This window comes from Pseudomonas fluorescens (assembly GCF_902497775.2).
GTDB classification, from domain to species: Bacteria; Pseudomonadota; Gammaproteobacteria; order Pseudomonadales; family Pseudomonadaceae; genus Aquipseudomonas; species Aquipseudomonas putida_F.
Genome location: NZ_OZ024668.1, coordinates 4,996,840 through 5,018,600 on the forward strand (window position 1 = coordinate 4,996,840; position 21,761 = coordinate 5,018,600).

Genomic DNA, 21,761 nt, shown 5'->3' on the forward strand with positions numbered 1-21,761 from the left:
GGCCTTATTCCATGTCCTTGAGCCAGGCGGTGTCCTTGAACCACTTGTCGTGGATTCGATCGTAGGTACCGTCGTGCTTGATCTGGTGCAGAAAGTTGTTGATGAAGTTGAGGCTGTCGTAGTCGCCCTTCTTCAGGCCGAAGGCCAGCGGCTCGAAGGTGAACGGCTTGTCGAGGAACAGCAGCTTGCCGGCGCCGGCCTTGTTCACGGCCACGACGTTGTACGGCGCGTCATAGACGAAGGCGTCGGCCTTGCCGTTGACCACGTCCATCACCGCTTCCTGCTCGTTGTCGTAGCCATGGTACTTGGCCTTGCCGATCAGCTTCTTGGCGACCATCTCGCCGGTGGTGCCGAGCTTGGAAGTCAGGCGGTACTTCTCGTTGTTCAGGTCTTTGTAGGACTTGATCTCGTCAGCCAGTTCCTTGCGGATCAGCAGGGTCTGGCCGACAACGATGAAGGGTTCGCTGAAGTTGAGCTTGAGGTTGCGTTCCTGGGTCAGGGTCATGCCGCTGCCGATCATGTCGAACTTGTCGGTCATCAGCGCCGGGATGATGCCGTCGTAGGCAGTGGAGACCATCTCCAGCTTGACGCCCATGGACTTGGCCATGGCCTTGAGGATATCGACCTCGAAGCCGATGATCTCGCCGCGCTTGTTGGTCATCTGGAACGGCATGTAGGTAGGGTCCATGCCGACACGCAGGGTGCCGCGCTTGACCGCGTCATCGATGGCACCGGCCGCCTGGGCCGCACTCACCGCGACCAGCGCCGTGACGCCGACCAGCAGCATCGACAGATACTTCTTAATCATCACCAGATCCCCTAGCAGGAAAGCTCGAATTTTATTTTTGGCGCGCACCGTCCTATCCAGACGGGTGCGAGATATTCGGGGAGGGATGCTAACGCATGGGCAGCGTTGTGGGTATCGGAAAAAGGGCTGAAACAAATCGCGGGTCAAGTCGGAGCGGCGGTGCGGCGATCCGACTTGACCCGCGATCAGTCACGCACTGGCCATCGAAGGCTGCGCCGCAGGCTCCGGATGCAGCGGCAGCAGCGGCGAGTGCGGATCGTTGGCGATCGACTGGCGCCAGACGTTCAACCAGGCCTCGTTGTGCTGATCCCAGACCGCGGTGTGCAGGCGTGCCAGGGCGACCGGGTCGCTGAGCAAGGCCAGGCGGGTATTGCCGTCCAGGTCGCTCGGGCCGACTTCCAGGGCCTTGGCGATACGCTCGGCACGCAGTGCCTCGATCGGTGCCGCAACGCCGTGGCGTGCGGTGGCCAGGGCACAGGCCAGGGCATTCTGCTGCGGGTCGACCACGGCACGAACAAACCCGTCGTGCATGGCGTGCCAGCGGTTCTCGTGGGTGTACCGGTCGGTAGCCAGCAGCTCCTGCGGCGTGGCGTATTCCTCGGGGATCAGGAACAGGCTTTCGTCCTTGGCGCGCAGGCCCAGGTGCACGCGGCTGGAGATTACCGACACCGGGATCGACAGCATCAGCGAACCGACGATCGGCACCAGCCACCACAGGAAGCTCGGGTTAAGCCAGGCCACCAGCAGCGCCCAGGCCACACCCAGCAAGGTTTGCGGACCATGGCGGCGTACCGCCTCGCTCCACGGGGTGGAGTCGTCGTCACGCTGCGGCGAGTTCCAGGTCGCAGCCCAGCCGAGGAACGCGGCGAGCACGAAGCGGGTGTGGAAAATCATCCGCACCGGCGCCAAGAGCATGGAGAAGAGCATCTCCAGCAGCATCGACACAGTCACCTTGAAGCGCCCGCCGAACTCTTTCGCACCCTTGGCCCAGATCAGGATGACGCTGAGCAGCTTGGGCAGGAACAACAGCACGATGGTGGTGGAGAACAGCGCAATGGCCTTCTCCGGGTGCCACTGCGGCCACAACGGGTAAAGCTGGCGCGGCTCGAGGAAGTACTGCGGTTCCATCAGGGTATTGGTCGCCAGCAACGCGGTCGACAGCACCAGGAAGAAGAACCACAACGGCGCCGACAGGTACGACATCACTCCGGTGAGGAACACCGCACGGTGCACCGGGTGCATGCCCTTGACCAGGAACAGGCGGAAGTTCATCAGGTTGCCGTGGCACCAGCGCCGGTCGCGCTTGAGCTCGTCGAGCAGGTTCGGCGGCAGCTCTTCGTAGCTGCCCGGCAGGTCGTAAGCAATCCACACGCCCCAGCCGGCTCGACGCATCAGCGCCGCTTCAACAAAGTCGTGGGAGAGGATGGCACCGGCAAAGGCGCCCTTGCCCGGCAACGGCGCCAGGGCGCAGTGCTCGATAAAGGGCTTCATGCGGATGATCGCGTTGTGCCCCCAATAGTGCGACTCACCGAGCTGCCAGAAGTGCAGGCCGGCAGTAAACAGCGGGCCGTAGACGCGGGTGGCAAACTGCTGCATGCGCGCATACAGGGTATCCATGCCCGAGGCTTTCGGCGCGGTCTGGATGATCCCAGCGTCCGGGTTGGCTTCCATCAGGCGCACCAGGCTGGTCAGGCATTCGCCGCTCATCACGCTGTCGGCGTCGAGCACCACCATGTAGCGGTAATCGCCGCCCCAGCGACGACAGAAGTCGTCTAGGTTGCCGCTCTTGCGTTTGACCCGGCGGCGACGGCGGCGGTAGAAAATCCGCCCGAAGCCCTTGGACTCACGGCAGACTTCCAGCCAGGCCTGCTGCTCGGCCACGGCGATGTCGGTGTCGTTGGTGTCGCTGAGCACGAAGAAGTCGAAACGGTCGAGGTCACCGGTGGCGGCCACCGACTCGAAGGTCGCCCGCAGGCCGGCGAATACTCGCGGCACGTCTTCGTTGCAGATCGGCATGACGATCGCGGTGCGGGCACCGGCTTCGATCGGCTCGTTGCCGGCACTGCTGCCGGAGATGCGGTATTTGTCACGCCCGGTGAGCAGCTCCAGGAAGCCCATCAGCGCGGTCCAGAAACCCGCCGAGACCCAGCAGAAGAGGATCCCGAAGAGGATCAGGATGCTGGTCTGCAGCGCATACGGCCAGACTTGCGTGGCGGTTTGCAGCAGCGGCTGGTGCATGACTTCGTCGAGATCGACGAACGACCAGCCCTGGTACGGCAGGATGCCCTTCATGTACCAGCCGGCGACGATGGTCTGACCGAGCATCAGCGCCAGCAGGATGTAGCGGCGCATCGAGCCGACCCAGCGCCAGCGCGCCTTGGGCAGCTCGCGTTTTTCCGGGGCCGGCGCGTTGGTACGGCCGGTCAGGCGGCGCCAGGCACGGATCAGGATATTGGTCCGCCACGGCTCGGGGATTACCCGGGTGCGACGAATCGGCGGCGTGGCCTTCAGGCACACCCGGCCGCTGCCGTCCACCGCGAGCATCTCGGCGTCTTGCAGCTCTTCGGCGCAGGTCACGTGCAGGCGCTCGCCCACCGAGGCCTGGACGGCCTCGGCAGCGTCGGCGCCCGGCTGGGCAGACAGGCGTTGATGCAACTCGCTGAACGAGGAGCAGCGGGCGAGTTCCGCGCGCTGCTCGTCGCTCAGGGGCAGGTGGGCCAGGTACTCGCTAAGCGATTCTGGCCGGGTATGGGCATTACTCATCGGCAGGCAACTGATAGCTCCAGGTCTCGGTCAACACCTGTTCGGTGGTGGCCGGTGCCCCGGTGGTGGACGCCGCGTCGGCGGCAGGTTGCTCGGCAGGCTTGTCGGCCTTGGCGTGTTTGGCCGCGGCTTTGTCCTGCTTGCTTGGTTTGGCAGGCTTGGCCGGCTCGACCGGAACGTCACGCAGCAGGGCCGCGCGCATTTCCACGGACTTGCTCGCATCCTTGACCTTCAACCGCAGGGTCAGGCGCCAGCCTTTGATTTGCGGGTTGTAACGCAGATTGTTCTCGACCACTTCGGCATTGTCGCCAACGCTGACCTGGCTACGCACTGCGGTGTCTTCCGGCAGTTTGGCCAGCACCGGGCCTACGAAGTCGACCAGGAAGGCAACGCTGCCATCGGGCTGGCGGATCAGGTTGGACTGCTTGACGTCACCGGTCGAACGCAGGGTCTGCTTGACCCAGCCCAGGTTCGGCGAGTGGAACTCGGACTCGTCGATGGTCCAGTGCAGGCGGTAGGCGTATTCGAACGGGGTGCCTGGCTCCGGCAGTTTCTCCGGGCTCCAGAAGGCCACGATGTTGTCGTTGGTCTCGTCGGCAGTCGGGATCTCGACCAGGTCGACGGTACCCTTGCCCCAGTCACCGACCGGTTCGATCCAGGCGCTTGGACGCTTCTGGTAGTTGTCGTCGAGGTCTTCGAACTGGCTGAACTCACGTTGGCGCTGCAGCAGGCCAAAACCACGCGGGTTCTCGACACTGAAGTTGCTCACGGCCAGGTGTTTCGGGTTGTTCAGCGGGCGCCACAGCCACTCGCCGTTGCCAGCGTGGATCGACAGGCCTTCGGAGTCGTGCAGGGCCGGACGGTAGTTGAGCACCTTGGACGGCTGGTTGCCGCCGAACAGGAACATGCTGGTCAGCGGGGCGATGCCCAGGCGGCTGACGTGGTCACGCAGGAACACCTTGGACTGCACGTCGACAATGGTGTCGCTGCCCGGACGCAGGGTCAGGCGGTAGGCACCGGTGGAGCGCGGCGAATCGAGCAGCGCGTAGATCACCAGTTGCTTGTCGGTGGGTTTCGGACGCTCAACCCAGAACTCGGTGAAACGCGGGAACTCCTCGCCCGACGGCAGCGCGGTGTCGATCGCCAGGCCACGGGCGGACAGGCCATACACATGGCCCTTGCCGACCACGCGGAAATAGCTGGCGCCAAGCAGGGTCATGATTTCATCCTGCTTGTCGGCCTTGTTGATCGGGTAGAGCACGCGGAAACCGGCGTAACCCAGTTTTTCGGTCGCCTTGGCATCGAACTGCAGATCGCCGAAATCGAAGCGGCTCGGGTCGTACTTGATCTCTTTCACGACCTTGGCGGTGACTTCGTTGATCTTGACCGGCGTGTCGAAATGCATGCCCTGATGGTAGAAGGACAGCTTGAACGGCGTCTTGTCCTTGGCCCACTCGGCTTTCTCATTGAGGAAGCGGATTTTCTGGTAGTCCGCGTATTTCATGTCACGGAACACCGCCGGCAGATTGCTTTTCGGCGCTTCGTACTTTTGCCCGGCCAGATCTTTCGCCTTGGCCGCGACATCGTCAAGGTTGAACGCCCAGAGCTGGCCTGCGCCGAGCAGGCTTACCAGCGTTGCGCCTGCCAACAGGGCCTTGCGCAGCCGAATGCCGGGAGTTCTTGGTGCATTACAGGGACTTACAATCACGAGCAACCCTCGCCGAAAACAGATCAAAAAACCAACGGCCAGCGACATATGCCAGGTTGGCGAGCACTGTTCGGACTCCGAAAGGGCGCAATGATTCCCCAAACGGTTCCGGACAGTCTCAAGTCAGAGTGAAACGAACCCACGAACGCAGGCCCACATAGCGCGCGATTATCCAGCAGGCTGCGTTACAACGCATCAGGCTGAACAAACTATTTATGCAACAAAACCCCTTGTTTTCCCGCAAACAGTGGTTTTTTGCCATCAGATTTGTAACATAAATGTTACCGGGCCATCATTGACCAGGTGCACCTGCATGTCAGCCCCGAACTGACCACTGGCAACCGACGCATGTTGCGTGTGCGCCTGAGCCAGCAAATAGTCGAACAGTTCGGCCCCCAGGGCGGGCGGCGCAGCCGTCGAGAAGCTTGGGCGCAGGCCGCTCTGGGTATCGGCGGCCAGGGTGAACTGCGAGACCAGTAGCAGGCCGCCGCCGATGTCCTTGAGCGACAGGTTCATTTTGCCCTGAGGGTCGCTGAACACCCGGTAGTTGAGCAGTTTATGCAATAGCTTGTCGGCATGCGCGCGGGTATCGCCGGGCTCAACCGCTACCAGCACCAGCAGACCCTGGTCAATGGCCCCAACAGTTTTGCCCTCGACATCTACCCGCGCACCACGCACACGTTGCAGCAGCCCCTTCATGCTTCTTCCAGAGGCAGGTCGAGCAGGCGCCGGGCCATCTGGTCGGCGGCGCGCACCAAGGCGTCGGTGATCCCCGGCTCGGAGGCCGCGTGGCCGGCGTCGCGAATCACCTTCAACTCACTGTTCGGCCAGGCCTGGTGCAGTTCCCAGGCGTTGTCCAGCGGACAGATCACGTCGTAGCGACCGTGCACGATCACCGCCGGCAGGTGGGCGATCTTGGGCATGTCGCGGATCAACTGGTCCGGCTCGAGGAAGGCATTGTTGGTGAAGTAATGGCATTCGATGCGGGCAATCGACAGCGCGCGCTGCGGCTCGGAGAAGCGATCGACCACCAGCGGGTTAGGCCGCAGGGTCGCAGTACGCCCTTCCCAGGTCGACCAGGCCTTGGCCGCGTGCATCTGGGCGATCTGGTCGTTGCCGGTCAGGCGCTTGTGGAAGGCCTTGACCAGGTCGCCGCGCTCTTCGGCCGGAATCGGTGCGATGTAGTCTTGCCAGTAATCGGGGAACAGACGGCTGGCGCCCGCCTGGTAGAACCACTCGATCTCTTGCGGGCGGCACAGGAAGATGCCGCGCAGGATCAGGCCATGCACGCGCTCGGGATAGGTCTGGGCGTAAGCCAGGGCCAGGGTCGAGCCCCAGGAGCCGCCGAACAGCACCCATTTGTCGATGCCCAGGTGCTTGCGGATGCGCTCCAGGTCTTCGACCAGGTGCCAGGTGGTGTTGTTTTCCAGGCTGGCATGGGGGGTCGAACGGCCGCAGCCGCGCTGGTCGAAAGTGATGATGCGGTACAGGTTGGGGTCGAAGTAGCAGCGGCTCTGGGCATCGCAGCCGGCACCCGGGCCACCATGGATGAACACCACCGGCAGACCTTCCGGCGAACCGCTTTCATCGACGTACAGCACATGCGGTGCTTCCACGGCCAGATCGTGCCGGGCGTAGGGTTTGATCTGCGGGTACAAGGTCTGCATTACGCACTCCGTGTGGGAATTATTCTGCCGTTGGGCATCATAAACCTGAATTGCGCTTTGAGCATGTACCTGTGATGGCTTTGAGGCCTCATCGCGGGGCAAGCCCGCTCCTACCGGTTGGTGGGAGCGGGCTTGCCCCGCGATGCAGGCGCCGCGCAATCAGCGCGAGTAGCGCTCCTTGCCCCACGCCAGCACCGTCTCGAGCAGTTGCTTCAACACCACCTGGGTCGGCGCCGCCAGATCCTCGCGGTACTTGAACGGCTCGACCTCTTCCATATAGGTGCTTTGCGCCAGCTCCAACTGCACCGCGTGGATGTCTTTGGCCGGGTCACCATAGTGACGGGTGATATGGCCACCCTTGAAGCGACCATTGAGCACATGGCTGTACTGCTCAAATTTTGCACAGACACCCTGCAGCCGCTCAGCCAGCTGCGGATCACAACTGGTGCCATTGAAGGTGCCGAGGTTGAAGTCCGGCAGCTTGCCGTCGAACAGGTGCGGGATGTGCGAGCGGATCGAATGCGCATCCCACAGCAAGGCATAGCCGAACTGCTCGCGCAGGCGCGCCAGTTCGTTGCGGATGGTGTCGTGGTAGGGCCGCCAGATCGCTTCCAGGTAGCCTGCCCGCTCCTGCGCCGAGGGTACCTTGCCATCCTTGAACAATGGCTCGCCCTCGAACAGGGTCGCCGGGTACAAGCCGGTGGTAGCGCCGACATACAGGGGCTTGTCGTCGTCCGGGCGGTTCAGGTCGATGACGAAACGCGAGTACTCGGCCGCCACCACACTGGCGCCCAAGCCTTGGGCAAAGTCGTACAGCTGCGGGATGTGCCAGTCGGTGTCGGGCAGGCTTTGCGCCTGCTCGACCAGGCCGTCCTGCACCGCCTGGGTCAGGCGCAAACCGGCGTGAGGCATGCTGATCAGCAGCGGCAGCGTGCCCTGGTGAAAATTCAGTACCTTGTCCATACACCCTCTCTCAATTGGAAATTTCATGGCCCAGGCGCACCACCCGCTTGGGCAGGTCGCCGCCAAGCCAGTAGGCCAGGTCGGCTGGTCGTTCGATCTGCCAGGCGACGAAGTCGGCCACCTTGCCCACTTCCAGCGAACCATGGCTATGGCCCAGGCCCAGGGCCGTTGCCGCGTGCAAGGTGACTCCGGCCAGGGCTTCTTCCGGCGTCATGCGAAACAGAGTACAGGCCATGTTCAGCATCAAGCGCAGCGACAGCGCCGGCGAAGTGCCCGGATTGAGGTCGCTGGCAATGGCGATCTTGACCCCATGCTTGCGCAGGGCATCCATCGGCGGCAACTGGGTTTCACGCAGGAAATAGAACGCGCCGGGCAACAAGACCGCCACGGTGCCGGCCGCCGCCATGGCGATGGCGTCGTCTTCGGTCATGAACTCCAGGTGATCGGCCGACAGCGCCTGGTAACGCGCCGCCAGGCTGGAACCGGCCAGCGACGACAGTTGCTCGGCATGCAGCTTGACCGGCAAGCCCAGTTCACCGGCCTTGATGAACACCCGCTCGACCTGGGCCGGGGAGAACGCCAGGTATTCACAGAACGCATCCACCGCATCCACCAGGCCCTCGGCGGCCAGGGCCGGGAGCATTTCATCGCAGATATGGCTGATGTAGTCGTCAGCCCGGTCCTTGTATTCCGGTGGCAACGCATGGGCCGCCAGGCAGGTGCTGCGCACGGTCAGTGGCAGCTCCTCGCCCAGGCGACGGATGACCTTGAGCAATTTGCGCTCGCTGGCCAGGTCCAGGCCGTAGCCGGACTTGATCTCCAGGGTGGTGACGCCATCACGCATCAGCGCCTGCACACGCTGGCGGGCGCTGACGAACAGTTCATCCTCGCTGGCCGCACGAGTCGCCCGCACGGTACTGGCGATACCGCCGCCCTGGGCGGCGATCTCGGCATAGCTGACCCCTTGCAGGCGCTGCTCGAACTCGCCGCTGCGGTTGCCGCCAAACACCGTGTGGGTGTGGCAGTCGATCAACCCCGGGGTGACCCAGGCGCCGCCCAGGTCCACGCTTCTGTCAGCGACCAGGGCCGGCAGTTGCTGGCGCGGGCCGATCCACTCGATTTGGCCGGCGCTGGTAACGATCGCCGCATCCTCGATGATCGAGTAGACACCTTGCGCCATGCTTGCCACATGGCAATGCTGCCAGAGGGTTTTCATCCAGAGTCTCCTTGATCAGAGTTGAGAAGGTTCCTGCACCAGCGGCGGCTCGGTGGCAACCACTTGCGGCTTGCACCAGAGCTTATAGGCCACCACCAGGAACAGTACCCAGACCACACCCACCAGCAGCGCTGCCTGAGTATCAGGGAAGTACCCGAGTACACCGAAGACGAACAGCATGAAGGCAATCGCCGCCGCCGGGCCATACGGCCAGAACGGTACCGGGAATTTCAGTTGGGCGACCTCTTCACGGCTCATGCTGCGGCGCATGGCGACCTGGGTCACCAGGATCATCAGCCAGACCCAGACGGTCGCGAAGGTGGCGATCGAGGCGATCAGCAAGAACACGTTTTCCGGGATCAGGTAGTTGAGCACCACACCGCCGAGCAGCGCTGCGCCCATGACCAGCACGGTCATCCACGGCACGCCGTGCCGGGAGATCTTGGCAAAGCCTTTAGGCGCCTGCCCTTGCTGGGCCAGGCCGTACATCATGCGACCGGCGCCGAAGATGTCGCTGTTGATCGCCGAAACCGCGGCGGAAATCACCACGATGTTCAGTACGGTCGCCGCCGAACCAATGCCCAGGTTGCTGAAGATCTGCACGAACGGGCTGCCCTGGCTGCCGATTTGCGGCCATGGGTACAGGCACATCAATACGAACAGGGTCAGCACATAGAACAGCAGGATGCGCATCGGCACGGCGTTGATGGCCTTGGGGATGACGCGCTGCGGGTCTTTGGCTTCACCGGCGGTGATGCCGATGATTTCGATACCGCCGAAAGCGAACATGACCACGGCGAACGAGGCGATCAGGCCGCCAATGCCATTGGGCATGAAGCCGCCATGCTCGAACAGGTTGCTGATGCCCACGGCGTTATCGGCAGCGGCATTGCTCAGGCCGAAAGCCATGATGCCGAAGCCGGCAAGGATCATCGCGACGATGGCGCCGACCTTGAGCAACGACAGCCAGAATTCCATCTCGCCGAATACCTTGACGTTACAGAGGTTCAGGCCGCCGATCAGGAAAACGATGCCCAGCACCCAGATCCAGCGGGCCACCTCCGGAAACCAGAAGCCCATATAGATGCCGAAGGCGGTGACGTCGGCGAGGCAGACGATGATCATTTCAAAGGCATAGGTCCAGCCGAGGATGAACCCCGACATCGGCCCCAGGTAGGTGCTGGCATAGTGACCGAAGGAGCCGGACACCGGGTTGTGCACGGCCATTTCACCCAGCGCGCGCATGACCATGAATACCGCTGCACCACCAATCAGATAAGCCAGCAGTACCGCAGGCCCGGCCATCTGGATGGCCGAGGCGGAACCGTAAAACAATCCGGTACCGATCGCCGAACCCAGCGCCATGAAACGAATATGTCGCGCGGTGAGCCCACGCTTGAGACCTTGAGCTTCTTGCATGTCACGTCCTTATTCTTGTTCTGGTCGTGAAAATGAACGGGCGCGCCAATCGCGGGGCAAGCCCGCTCCCATGGTGGGAGCGGGCTTGCCCCGCGAAGGGTCCCGGGAGCAATTACAGGCTAGGCAGGACCTTGGCCGGCAGCAGGCCGGTCAGGCGCCCTTCGGCCAGCAAGGCGATGGCCGCCTCGATGTCCGGGGCGAAGAAGCGGTCTTTGTCGTAGTAGGCGACTTTGCTGCGCAGGGTTTGCCGCGCCTGTTCCAGCTTCGGCGAGGTCTTCAGGCCTTCGCGCAGGTCCAGGCCCTGGCAGGCGGCCAGCCATTCGACGGCGAGGATACCGCGCACGTTGTCGCTCATTTCCCACAGACGCTTGCCGGCAGCCGGCGCCATCGACACATGGTCTTCCTGGTTGGCCGAGGTTGGCAGGCTGTCGACGCTGTGCGGGTGCGCCAGCGCCTTGTTTTCACTGGCCAGGGCGGCGGCGGTGACCTGGGCGATCATGAAGCCGGAGTTGACCCCGCCATTGGCCACCAGGAACGGCGGCAGCTGGGACATGTGCTTATCCATCATCAGCGAGATGCGGCGCTCGCTCAGCGAACCGATTTCGGCGATGGCCAGGGCCATGTTGTCGGCAGCCATGGCCACCGGCTCCGCGTGGAAGTTGCCACCGGAGATCACGTCGCCTTCGGCGGCGAACACCAACGGGTTGTCGGACACGGCGTTGGCTTCGATCACCAGCACTTCTGCGGCCTGGCGGAACTGGGTCAGGCAGGCGCCCATGACCTGTGGCTGGCAGCGCAGCGAGTACGGGTCCTGGACCTTGCCGCAGTTCTCGTGGGAGGCGCAGACTTCGCTGCCGTCACCCAGCAGGTCGCGGTACACCGCAGCAGCGTCGATCTGGCCGCGCTGGCCGCGGGCTTCGTGAATGCGCGCATCGAACGGCGAACGCGAACCCAGTACCGCTTCGACGGTCAGGCCACCGACCGACATGGCGGCGGCGAACAGGTCTTCACCTTCGAACAGGCCGCGCAGGGCAAAGGCGGTGGACGCCTGAGTGCCGTTGAGCAGTGCCAGGCCTTCTTTGGCCGCCAGGGTCAGCGGTTCCAGGCCGGCAACCGCCAGGGCTTCGGTGGCCGACAGCCATTGGCCGTTATGGCGCGCCTTGCCTTCACCCAGCAGCACCAGCGACATATGCGCCAGCGGGGCGAGGTCGCCGGAAGCGCCGACCGAACCTTTGAGCGGAATGTGCGGATAGACTTCGGCGTTGATCAGCGCGATCAGGGCGTTGATTACCTTGCGGCGGATCCCGGAGAAACCACGGCTCAGGCTGTTGACCTTGAGCACCATGATCAGGCGCACCAGGGCATCGTCGATCGGCTGGCCGACGCCTGCGGCGTGGGACAGCACCAGCGAACGCTGGAGGTTTTCCAGGTCGTGGCTGGCAATACGGGTCGAGGCCAGCAGGCCGAAACCGGTGTTGATGCCGTAGGCGGTGCGGTTTTCCGCGAGAATCTGCTCGACACAGGCGACGCTGGCGTCGATCTGCTGGTCAGCGCTGGAATCCAGTTTGAGTTTTACCGGCTGCTGGTAGATCGCACGCAGCTGAGCCAAGGTCAGGGTGCCAGGCTTCAGGGTCAATTCAGTCACGTTAATGCTCCGTACTCGTGAGGCGTATGCGCCTGCATAGATATCAGTATCAACCATTTACCGCAGATCAGCCCGTGATCATCGGCAGGTTCAAGCCTTGTTCTTTGGCGCAGTCGATGGCGATCTGATAACCGGCATCGGCGTGACGCATGACACCGGTACCCGGGTCGTTGGTCAGTACGCGGGCGATCCGCTCGGCAGCCTCGTCGGTACCGTCGCAGACGATGACCATGCCCGAGTGCTGGGAGAAGCCCATGCCCACGCCACCACCGTGGTGCAAAGACACCCAGGTCGCGCCGCTGGCGGTGTTGAGCAGGGCGTTGAGCAGCGGCCAGTCGGAGACGGCATCGGAGCCATCCTGCATCGATTCGGTTTCACGGTTCGGGCTGGATACCGAGCCGGAGTCCAGGTGGTCGCGGCCGATAACGATCGGCGCCGACAGCTCGCCGCGGCGGACCATTTCGTTGAACGCCAGGCCCAGCTTGGCACGCTGGCCCAGGCCGACCCAGCAGATACGTGCAGGCAGGCCCTGGAAGCTGATACGCTCGCGGGCCATGTCCAGCCAGTTGTGCAGGTGGGCGTCGTCCGGGATCAGTTCCTTGACCTTGGCGTCGGTCTTGTAGATGTCTTCGGCGTTACCCGACAGCGCAGCCCAGCGGAACGGACCGATACCGCGGCAGAACAGCGGACGGATGTAGGCCGGTACGAAGCCCGGGAAGTCGAAGGCATTGGCAACGCCCTCTTCCTTGGCCATCTGGCGGATGTTGTTGCCGTAGTCGAAAGTCGGGATGCCCTGCTTCTGGAAGTCGAGCATGGCCTGTACGTGCACGGCCATCGATTGCTTGGCGGCCTTGACCACGGCAGCAGGTTCGGTCTGTGCACGGTCGCGGTACTGCTCCCAGGTCCAGCCGGCAGGCAGGTAGCCGTTGAGCGGGTCGTGGGCGCTGGTCTGGTCGGTGACCATGTCCGGGCGCACGCCACGCTTGACCAGCTCAGGCAGGATTTCGGCGGCGTTGCCCAGCAGGGCGATGGAGATGGCCTTGCCTTCGGCGGTGTACTTGGCGATGCGCGCCAGTGCGTCATCCAGGTCCTTGGCTTGCTCGTCGACGTAGCGGCTGCTCAGGCGGAAGTCGATGCGGCTCTGCTGGCATTCGATGTTCAGCGAGCAGGCACCGGCCAGGGTCGCCGCCAGTGGCTGGGCACCGCCCATGCCGCCCAGGCCCGCGGTCAGTACCCACTTGCCCTTGAGGCTGCCGTTGTAGTGCTGGCGGCCGGCTTCGACGAAGGTTTCGTAGGTGCCCTGGACGATGCCCTGGCTGCCGATGTAGATCCAGCTGCCGGCGGTCATCTGGCCGTACATGGCCAGGCCCTTGGCATCCAGCTCGTTGAAGTGTTCCCAGTTGGCCCAGTGCGGTACCAGGTTGGAGTTGGCGATCAGTACGCGCGGGGCGTTGCTGTGGGTCTTGAACACGCCGACCGGCTTGCCGGACTGCACCAGCAGGGTCTCGTCGTCGTTCAGGTTGGTCAGGCTCTCGACGATCTTGTCGTAGCACTCCCAGTTACGCGCGGCACGGCCGATACCGCCGTAAACCACCAGTTCTTTCGGGTTCTCGGCGACTTCCGGGTCGAGGTTGTTCATCAGCATGCGCAACGGCGCTTCGGTCAGCCAGCTTTTGGCGGTCAGCTTGTTGCCGCGCGCTGCGCGGATTTCGACGTCACGGAATTTCTTGAAGTTGTTGTCAGTCACGGAAATGGCTCCTAAGCGATCGGTCCAGAGCAACCCAGGCATTGGGTGGGTCATGGCACTTATACAAACACATCTTTACTTGTATGTACAAGCATAGGCAATTGAAGTGCCAACTCCTCGCCAGGACGCTTTTCCAGGTACCAACGCAGGCGCTAGAGCGCCGCAGTGCGGGAGCTGTGGCGAAATAAAAAAAATTTGAGGAGATGAGTGGTCAAGCAAATCGAATCAGTGGCGTTGCACCACTTTGGGTCAATCGGTAACAGCCCCGGCCGAGATACCCGGCCGAGGCGTAACAAACTCAGCGAGGACTCAACTCGATCAGGCAGCAGCGCCCCTGAATGTTCAAGGTCTGCAGGCCGTGATTGCCGTCCAGTTGCAAGCAGTCATAGCGCCCGAGCAGTTGCTCACCGGCATCCAGCCTCACCTCGACCTGGGAGGCCACGGCGAACAACAGCAGGGTCGCGGCAGAACTGAACACCCGCTGGCTGCCATCGAGCCACTGCAGGCGCGCGCGGTAACGCTCGGGGGAATAGATCAGGTTGAAATCGCGAATCGAACCGCCGAGCAGGCTGCAACTGACCTGGCTCTCGCCACTGAAGGCAAAGGCATCGAACGGCAGCAACGGGCGCGTCGGCTGGCCGTCGACCTGCAGGCGCATGCCCTCGCCTTCAAGCACGGTGATGATCCGCTGATAACCGGCAAAGCTGGAAAAGCCCCCGGACTCGCTGATATCGGCAATCGACAGGCGCCAGCCGAAGCCGTCCAGGCCGACGCCGGCATCGCGGGTGATTTCTTCGGTACTGCCGCCGCCGTTTTTCCACGGCATGCGGGGGTAGTCTTTGGCGCGTAATACCTGCAACTGGCTCATTTGCTGAAGCGTCCTTCCAGACGATGACGGGATCCGGGATGAATCAGACGAGCGGCAGTCACTGGCTGGCGCCCCGACCAGGTGCGGCGGCGGATCAGCAGGCACGGCTCGCCCTGTTCGATTTGCAGCAAGCGGCATTCTTCCGGCTCGGCGAGGATCGCTTCGACCACGTGCTCGCCTTCGGTCAAGGGTGCGACCTGGGACAGGTAGGCGTAGGGCGTCTGCCGGGTGAAGTCCTGCAGGAGGTAGTCAGGCGCCACTGCGGCGTTGACGAAGCGGTCTTCGATCTGCACGGCGACGCCATTCTCGTAGTGCACGATCAGCGAGTGGAACACCCGCTGGCCTTCGCGCATGTCCAGGGCCAGGGCGCGCTCGGAACCGGCGGCCTCTTCGGCGAGGATGATCACCTGGCAGGTGTGTTCATGGCCGCGGGCGGCGATCTCGTCGGCAATGTTGTTGACCTCGAACAGCGCCGAGCGGGTCTTGGGCTCGGCGACAAAGGTGCCGACGCCCTGCATGCGCACCAGCAAACCTTCGGCGGTCAGCTCGCGCAACGCGCGGTTGATGGTCATGCGGCTGAAGCCCAACTGGTTGACCAGCTCGCTTTCAGACGGCACCCGGTGATGCGGCGGCCAGCTGCCATTCTGGATCTGCTGGGCGATCATCTGTTTGACCCGGGCGTACAGCGGCGCCGGACCCTCGCCCATCTGGGCAACCAGCGCGGAGACAGGAGGTGTCGGCACGGAAGATATCCTTGTTCGGTTGAATGAACGGTAGCTTGCCGGAGTTTACCCAGCAGGCAAACGTCTGTATATGTATATACAAATAATCACAATGAGGTGCCGTGCCGATGTCCGTCTTCTTTGCCGAACGTGCTTTGCTGCCTACGGGCTGGGCCGAAAACGTCCGAATCGAGGTCGGCGCCGACGGCCTGCTGACCAGCATCCAGGCCAATGCTTCGGCCGCAGGCGCCGAACGCCTGGCCGGTCCGCTGCTGCCGGGCATGCCCAACCTGCACTCGCACGCCTTCCAGCGCGCCATGGCCGGGCTTGCGGAAGTGGCCGGCAACCCCAACGACAGCTTCTGGACCTGGCGTGAGCTGATGTATCGCCTGGTCGGCAAGATCAGCCCTGAACAGCTGCAGGTCATCGCCCGCCAGCTGTATATCGAAATGCTCAAGGCCGGTTATACCTCGGTTGCCGAATTCCACTACGTTCACCACGACACCCAGGGCCAGGCCTATGCCGACCCGGCGGAGCTGTCCTTGCGCATCAGCGCCGCAGCACGCGCCAGCGGCATCGGCCTGACCCTGCTGCCGGTGCTGTACAGCCACTCGGGCTTTGGCGGGCAAACGCCGAACGAAGGCCAGCGGCGCTTCATCAACAGCACTGAACAGTATCTGGACCTACAGGCGCGCCTGGCGCCACTGCTCGCCGAGCAGCCCGCACAAGCGCTGGGCCTGTGCTTTCACTCCCTGCGCGCGGTTACTCCGGAGCAGATCGCCCAGGTCCTGGCCGCCAGCGACAAGGCCTGCCCGGTGCACATCCATATCGCCGAGCAACAAAAGGAAGTCGATGACTGCCTGGCCTGGAGCGGTCGCCGGCCGCTGCAGTGGCTGTATGAGAACACCGAAGTGGATCAGCGCTGGTGCCTGGTCCATGCCACCCATGCCGAGCCTGACGAAGTCGAGCTGATGGCCCGCAGCGGCGCGGTCGCCGGCCTGTGCCTGAGCACCGAAGCGAACCTGGGCGACGGCATCTTCCCGGCTGTGGACTACCTGGCCCGCGGCGGACGCCTGGGGATCGGTTCGGACAGCCATGTGTCATTGAGCGTGGTCGAAGAACTGCGCTGGCTGGAGTATGGCCAGCGCCTGCGCGACCAGCGCCGTAACCGCCTGTACCGTGGCGATCAGCCGATGGTCGGGCGTACCCTGTTCGATGCCGCCCTGAGCGGCGGCGCCCAGGCTCTGGGGCAGCCGATTGGCGAGCTGGCGGTGGGCAAACGCGCAGACTGGCTGGTACTCGACGGCAACGACCCATACCTGGCGACGGCCAGTGAAGACGGCATTCTCAACCGCTGGCTGTTTGCGGGCGGCGACCGTCAGGTGCGCGATGTGATGGTCAACGGCCAATGGGTCGTGCGCCAGGGGCGCCATGCCCAGGAAGAAGACAGTGCGCGGGAATTTGCCGGGGTGCTGCGCAGCCTGTTGGGCTGATGGCGCCATCGCGGGTCAAGCCCGCTCCCAGAACTATGTAGGAGCGGGCTTGACCCGCGATGAGGGTATCAAGGCTTGTGCGCAGCCATGTCCTTGTCCGTCACCCGCCAGATCAGCCGCTGAGTGTCATACCCTTGCTGGCGCGCCTTGGCCAGCAGGCTTTCGCGCTGCAACGCCGGCACGCTCGGGGTGCGGGAAAGTATCCACAGGTACTTGCGATCCGGGTTGCCGACCAGCGCGGTCTGGTACTTGTCGTCGACGTAGAGGATCCAGTAGTCCCCCTTGGCGACTCCCGGCAGCAGCGTCGAGAACCAGTTGTCGAACTCCACCCAGAGCTTGTCGGTCTTGCCCGGCACCTGCACGGTGGCCGTGCCACTGGCTTCCTGCCATTCCCCTTCAAGGGTCAGGCAACGATTGAGCACGCCGACATTGCCGTCCGGCTTGAGGTTGTAGTGGGCCTCGGACTGGGCGCAATCGCGCTGGAAGAACATCGGCAAACGCGCCAGTTCATACCACTTGCCCTGGTAACGCTTGAGGTCGACGCTGGCGGCGGTCTTCGGCTCAAGCGAGCCTGCGCCGGGGCTGGCGCAGCCGCCGAGAATCAACCCGGCGCACAGCGCCAACAGCAGGTGCAACCGCTTCATTTGAGGCCCTGCCCGGAGTACATCAGCACCTTGTCACCGGCGTACTGGACGCTGATAAAGGTCTTCTCGTCGCCCCAGGTGCAGCTGGACATGCCCAATGCGCCCGAGCAATCGGTCGGTGCGCCGAGCAGTTTTTCGACCTCGACCTTGGTCATCCCGGACTTTAGCTGTGAATAGTTTTCCTGGTTGATCTTGTTGCACGCAGTGAGGAACACGCACAAGGACAGCAGGGCGAGGGAACGCAACGACATGAAGGGTCACTCCTGGACATGAGGGTGCAGGCGCGATGGCCTACCGACAGCTTAGAAGGGAAAAAGCCCATCCGGTTCCCCAGTGCCCAGGTTTTGTTGGCGTCAAAGCCCCGCCATTGGTCGACTGGTGAGTTCTGCAATTAATCTTTTGCCCAGAACGGACGACACAGGAAGGCGCTGCGACCGATTGCCGCGCCCCACCCGTTGACCCGCCTTGTGCAGACAGACCTCGCAATGACAAAAAACCTGAAGTTCAGCCACAAGATTCTGCTCGCCGCCGCCCTGGTGGTTGCTGTCGCCTTCACCTGTTTCATCCTGTTCAACGACTATCGCCAGCGCCAGACCCTGCGCAGCAACACCGAAGCCTCGATGCAGGAACTCGGCAGCCTGACCAGCAGCAACATCCAGACCTGGCTGCAAAGCCGCATGCAGCTGCTGCAGTCGCTGTCCCAGCAGGTCGCTATCGATGGCGCCAGCAAAGACAGCCTGACCCGCAGCCTGAACCTGCCGGTGTATGGCAGCAACTTCCTGCTGACCTACTTCGGCGGCCAGGACGGCTACATGCAATCGGTACCGCTGGGCAACCGCGCCGCTGACTACGACCCGCGGGTGCGCGGCTGGTATAAGGCCGCCACCGGCGCCGGCCAGGCCATCATCACCGAGCCGTACATCTCCGCCTCGGCCAACAAGCTGGTGATCACCCTGGCTACCCCGGTGCAGCATCAAGGCCAGCTGATCGGCGTCAACGGCGTCGACACCGACCTGAACAGCATCAGCGCAATCATCAACGCCCTGAACTTCGACGGTCACGGTCAGGCCTTCATCGTTAACGGCGCGGGCAAGATCCTCGTCCACCCGAAAGCCGACCTGGTGCTGAAAAACCTCAGCGACGCCTACCCGCAAGACACCCTGCAGGTCGGCAGCGGCCTGAAGGAGACCGAGCGCGACGGGCACAAGCAGTTCGTCACCTTCACCAAGGTCAACGGCGTAGCGTCGGCGGACTGGTACGTGGCGCTGGAGCTCGACCAGGACTTCGCCTTTGCCATGCTCAGCGAACTGCGCACCTCGGCGGTAGTGGCCACGGTGATCGCGGTACTGATCATCATCGCCCTGCTCGGCGTGCTGATTCGCGTACTGATGGAGCCGCTGCACGTGATGGGCCGGGCCATGCATGACATCGCCGAAGGCGAAGGCGACCTGACCCGGCGCCTGCGCATCCATGGCCAGGACGAGTTCGGCAGCCTCGCCCAGTCGTTCAACCGTTTTGTCGAGCGCATCCACGAGTCGATCCGCGAAGTGGCCTCGGCCACCGGGCAGGTCAACGAAGTGGCGCTGCGCGTGGTCAGTGCCTCGAACGCCTCGATCCACAATGCCGACCAGCAATCGAGCCGCACCAGCAGCGTCGCCGCTGCGATCAACCAACTGGGTGCCGCCGCTCAGGAAATCGCCCAGAACGCCGCCCTCGCCTCGCAGCATTCCAGCGACGCGCGCAATATGGCCGCACAGGGCCAACAGGTGGTCGAGCAGACCATCGAGGTGATGAACCAGTTGTCAGCCAAGATCAGCGACTCGTGTGGCAACATCGAGACACTCAACGCCAACACGGTGAACATCGGCCAGATTCTTGAAGTGATCAGCGGCATCTCCCAGCAGACCAACCTGCTGGCGCTCAACGCCGCGATTGAAGCGGCCCGCGCCGGTGAGGCCGGACGTGGTTTTGCCGTGGTGGCCGACGAGGTACGCAACCTCGCCCACCGCACCCAGGATTCGGCGCAGCAGGTTCAGCGCATCATCGAAGAATTGCAGGCTGGCGCCCAGGTGGCGGTCAGCACCATGACCGAAAGCCAGAGCCACAGCCAGCACAGCGTCGGCATCGCCAACCAGGCCGGCGAACGGCTGGGCGGCGTGACCCAGCGTATCGGCGAGATCGACGGCATGAACCAGTCGGTGGCCACCGCCACCGAAGAGCAGACAGCCGTGGTCGAGTCGATCAATGTCGACATCACCGAGATCAATACGCTGAATCAGGAAGGGGTTGAGAACCTGCAGGCAACCTTGCGCGCCTGCAATGACCTGGAGAATCAGGCCAATCGCTTGAAGCAACTGGTGGGCAGTTTCCGGATCTGATCTGAAGCTGATCGCGGGTCAAGCCTGCTCCTACAGAGTCTGTGGGAGCGGGCTTGCCCCGCGATTGAATTCAACTCAAAACCTTGAGCCCGGCTCCAGCAGAAAATCCATCTCTTCATCGGTACTCGGCCGATTCAGCAGCAGATTACGATGCGGGAAGCGGCCAAAACGGGCAATCACCCGCTGGTGCTGCTCGGCGTAGTCGAGGAACCCCTCGAACAAACGCCGATCGGTATCCGGCTGGGCATCGAGCAGCAACTGGTAACGCTCGACGCTGATGTTCTGCCAGTCCAGCACTTCGGCATGCTCCAGCACCAGCAGGATGAACACCCGCTGGATCGGCAGCAGCTGGTAATCCCAGGCCTTGTCCAGGCCCTGCATCACCAGCACCTGGGCACGTCGGTCGCCATCAAAAGCGCGCGGCGTGTCGCGGTGGATCATGCGTGGCAGCTGGTCGAGCAGCAACACCAGGCCCAGCCAGCCCTGCGGGCTTTGCAGCCACTCATCGAGGCCACCGGCCAGCGCCTGCTCGACCAGGTCGCCGAAGCGCTCGCGCGCTTCGTCGTCGTGGTGCTTGCCGAACCACAAGGTGCTCTTCTCGTCAGCCACATCCTGGGGGCTGGTGCCCCAGCCAAACCACCACTCCAGCAACGGCTGCCAAGGTGCGAGCATGATTTACTCCTTGTGATAACCGGTAACGCGCTCGACTTCCTGCTTGGAGCCGAGGAACACTGCCACGCGCTGGTGCAGGCTCTCTGGCTGGATGTCGAGAATGCGCTGTTTGCCGTCGGTGGAGGCACCGCCGGCCTGTTCGATGATGAAGGACATCGGGTTGGCTTCGTACATCAGACGCAGCTTGCCCGGCTTGGACGGCTCACGCGCATCGCGCGGGTACATGAACAGGCCGCCACGGGTCAGGATGCGGTGCACGTCGGCAACCATCGAGGCAATCCAGCGCATGTTGTAGTTCTTTTTCAGCGGACCGGTCTCACCGGCCAGCAGCTCGCCCACGTAGCGGGTCACCGGCTCTTCCCAGTGGCGCTGGTTGGACATGTTGATGGCGAACTCGGCGGTGGTTTCCGGCACCTGGATGTTCTCGTGGGTCAGTACGAAGCTGCCCAGCTCGCGGTCCAGGGTGAAGCCCTTGACGCCGTTGCCCAGGGTCAGGATCAGCATGGTCTGCGGGCCGTAGATCGCGTAACCGGCGGCGACCTGCTTGGTGCCTGGCTGCAGGAAGGCCTGCTCGTTGAGGCTTTCGTTCTGGCTCAGGTATTCGTTCGGGCAGCGCAGTACCGAGAAGATGGTGCCGACCGAAACGTTGACGTCGATGTTCGACGAACCGTCCAGCGGGTCGAAGACCAGCAAGTAGGCGCCTTTCGGGTATTTACCCGGGATCTGGTAGGCATTGTCCATCTCTTCGGAGGCCATGCCGGCCAGGTGACCGCCCCACTCGTTGGCTTCGAGCAGGATGTCGTTGGAGATCACGTCGAGTTTCTTCTGGACTTCGCCCTGCACGTTTTCGGTGCCCATGCTGCCCAGAACACCACCCAGCGCGCCTTTGGAGACGTTGTGGCTGATTTCCTTGCACGCACGCGCCACCACTTCGATCAGGAAGCGCAGATCGGCAGGGGTACTGTTGCTGCGGGTCTGCTCAATCAAATAGCGACTCAGGGTAACGCGGGACATGTAAGGCTCCGAAGGAAGGGGGTAATAAAAACCC

18 protein-coding genes and 1 pseudogene are annotated in these 21,761 nt (G+C 63.2%); 3 read left to right on the forward strand and 16 right to left on the reverse strand.

The window, feature by feature from the left end:
• Window positions 1–4: 4 nt before the first annotated feature.
• The 12 genes from F8N82_RS23030 to hutC all read right to left on the reverse strand — a co-directional run bounded on the left by F8N82_RS23030 (window position 5) and on the right by hutC (window position 15,511).
• Window positions 5–805 carry a transporter substrate-binding domain-containing protein gene (locus F8N82_RS23030; RefSeq protein ID WP_162195926.1) on the reverse strand — a complete coding sequence of 267 codons (801 nt, stop codon included), beginning with the start codon at window positions 803–805 and terminating at the stop codon, window positions 5–7.
• 192 nt (window positions 806–997) lie between these two features.
• Entirely contained in the window at window positions 998–3,571 is a 2,574-nt protein-coding gene (mdoH, locus tag F8N82_RS23035; protein ID WP_038997563.1) for a glucans biosynthesis glucosyltransferase MdoH, read from the reverse strand.
• The gene (locus F8N82_RS23040) at window positions 3,564–5,279 is read right to left on the reverse strand and encodes a glucan biosynthesis protein G (RefSeq protein WP_052251669.1); all 1,716 of its coding nucleotides are present in this window, start codon (window positions 5,277–5,279) and stop codon (window positions 3,564–3,566) included. Before F8N82_RS23040 ends, mdoH begins: the two co-directional genes overlap by 8 nt.
• Before the next feature lie 261 nt (window positions 5,280–5,540).
• Window positions 5,541–5,978, reverse strand: coding sequence for a D-aminoacyl-tRNA deacylase (gene dtd / locus F8N82_RS23045; RefSeq protein WP_038997565.1), 438 nt, complete (start codon window positions 5,976–5,978; stop codon window positions 5,541–5,543).
• Window positions 5,975–6,946, reverse strand: coding sequence for a prolyl aminopeptidase (gene pip / locus F8N82_RS23050; RefSeq protein ID WP_038997566.1), 972 nt, complete (start codon window positions 6,944–6,946; stop codon window positions 5,975–5,977). Before pip ends, dtd begins: the two co-directional genes overlap by 4 nt.
• Before the next feature lie 159 nt (window positions 6,947–7,105).
• Window positions 7,106–7,909, reverse strand: a complete 804-nt coding sequence (hutG, locus tag F8N82_RS23055) for an N-formylglutamate deformylase (protein ID WP_095162111.1) — start codon at window positions 7,907–7,909, stop codon at window positions 7,106–7,108.
• A gap of 10 nt (window positions 7,910–7,919) precedes the next feature.
• Window positions 7,920–9,125, reverse strand: coding sequence for an imidazolonepropionase (gene hutI, locus F8N82_RS23060; RefSeq protein WP_038997568.1), 1,206 nt, complete (start codon window positions 9,123–9,125; stop codon window positions 7,920–7,922).
• Between the two features lie 15 nt (window positions 9,126–9,140).
• Window positions 9,141–10,544 (reverse strand): amino acid permease, encoded by a 1,404-nt coding sequence (locus F8N82_RS23065; protein ID WP_038997569.1) that lies wholly within the window; start codon window positions 10,542–10,544, stop codon window positions 9,141–9,143.
• Between the two features lie 112 nt (window positions 10,545–10,656).
• Window positions 10,657–12,189, reverse strand: coding sequence for a histidine ammonia-lyase (gene hutH / locus F8N82_RS23070; protein WP_038997570.1), 1,533 nt, complete (start codon window positions 12,187–12,189; stop codon window positions 10,657–10,659).
• 67 nt (window positions 12,190–12,256) lie between these two features.
• Window positions 12,257–13,936, reverse strand: coding sequence for a urocanate hydratase (hutU, locus tag F8N82_RS23075; protein ID WP_038997571.1), 1,680 nt, complete (start codon window positions 13,934–13,936; stop codon window positions 12,257–12,259).
• A gap of 298 nt (window positions 13,937–14,234) precedes the next feature.
• The gene (locus F8N82_RS23080) at window positions 14,235–14,804 is read right to left on the reverse strand and encodes a HutD/Ves family protein (protein WP_038997572.1); all 570 of its coding nucleotides are present in this window, start codon (window positions 14,802–14,804) and stop codon (window positions 14,235–14,237) included.
• Complete coding sequence (gene hutC, locus F8N82_RS23085) at window positions 14,801–15,511, reverse strand: histidine utilization repressor (protein WP_162195927.1); 711 nt, start codon at window positions 15,509–15,511, stop codon at window positions 14,801–14,803. Before hutC ends, F8N82_RS23080 begins: the two co-directional genes overlap by 4 nt.
• Window positions 15,512–15,654: 143 nt before the next feature.
• On the opposite strand from hutC, the gene F8N82_RS23090 reads away from it, so the two are divergent.
• Window positions 15,655–17,019 (forward strand): formimidoylglutamate deiminase, encoded by a 1,365-nt coding sequence (locus tag F8N82_RS23090; protein WP_095162113.1) that lies wholly within the window; start codon window positions 15,655–15,657, stop codon window positions 17,017–17,019.
• Window positions 17,020–17,087: 68 nt separating this feature from the next.
• Here F8N82_RS23090 and F8N82_RS23095 read toward each other — a convergent pair whose 3' ends face one another.
• Window positions 17,088–17,663, reverse strand: coding sequence for a lipocalin family protein (locus F8N82_RS23095; protein WP_038997574.1), 576 nt, complete (start codon window positions 17,661–17,663; stop codon window positions 17,088–17,090).
• On the reverse strand, window positions 17,660–17,914 hold the full coding sequence (gene bamE, locus F8N82_RS23100; RefSeq protein WP_038997575.1) for an outer membrane protein assembly factor BamE domain-containing protein: 255 nt from the start codon (window positions 17,912–17,914) through the stop codon (window positions 17,660–17,662). Before bamE ends, F8N82_RS23095 begins: the two co-directional genes overlap by 4 nt.
• 234 nt (window positions 17,915–18,148) lie before the next feature.
• Here bamE and F8N82_RS27735 point away from each other — a divergent pair.
• A pseudogene (locus tag F8N82_RS27735) lies at window positions 18,149–19,186 on the forward strand (HAMP domain-containing protein); the annotation flags it as partial.
• 66 nt (window positions 19,187–19,252) lie between these two features.
• Window positions 19,253–20,041: a methyl-accepting chemotaxis protein gene (locus F8N82_RS27740; RefSeq protein ID WP_371857251.1), complete on the forward strand. Its 789-nt coding sequence runs from the start codon at window positions 19,253–19,255 to the stop codon at window positions 20,039–20,041.
• A 75-nt stretch (window positions 20,042–20,116) separates the two neighbouring features.
• Here the strand turns inward: F8N82_RS27740 and F8N82_RS23110 are convergent, their stop codons facing one another.
• Together F8N82_RS23110 and F8N82_RS23115 are read right to left on the reverse strand one after the other, a co-directional pair.
• Window positions 20,117–20,713 (reverse strand): DUF924 family protein, encoded by a 597-nt coding sequence (locus tag F8N82_RS23110; protein ID WP_038997577.1) that lies wholly within the window; start codon window positions 20,711–20,713, stop codon window positions 20,117–20,119.
• A gap of 3 nt (window positions 20,714–20,716) precedes the next feature.
• Window positions 20,717–21,727 (reverse strand): class 1 fructose-bisphosphatase, encoded by a 1,011-nt coding sequence (locus F8N82_RS23115; protein WP_038997578.1) that lies wholly within the window; start codon window positions 21,725–21,727, stop codon window positions 20,717–20,719.
• Window positions 21,728–21,761: the final 34 nt, after the last annotated feature.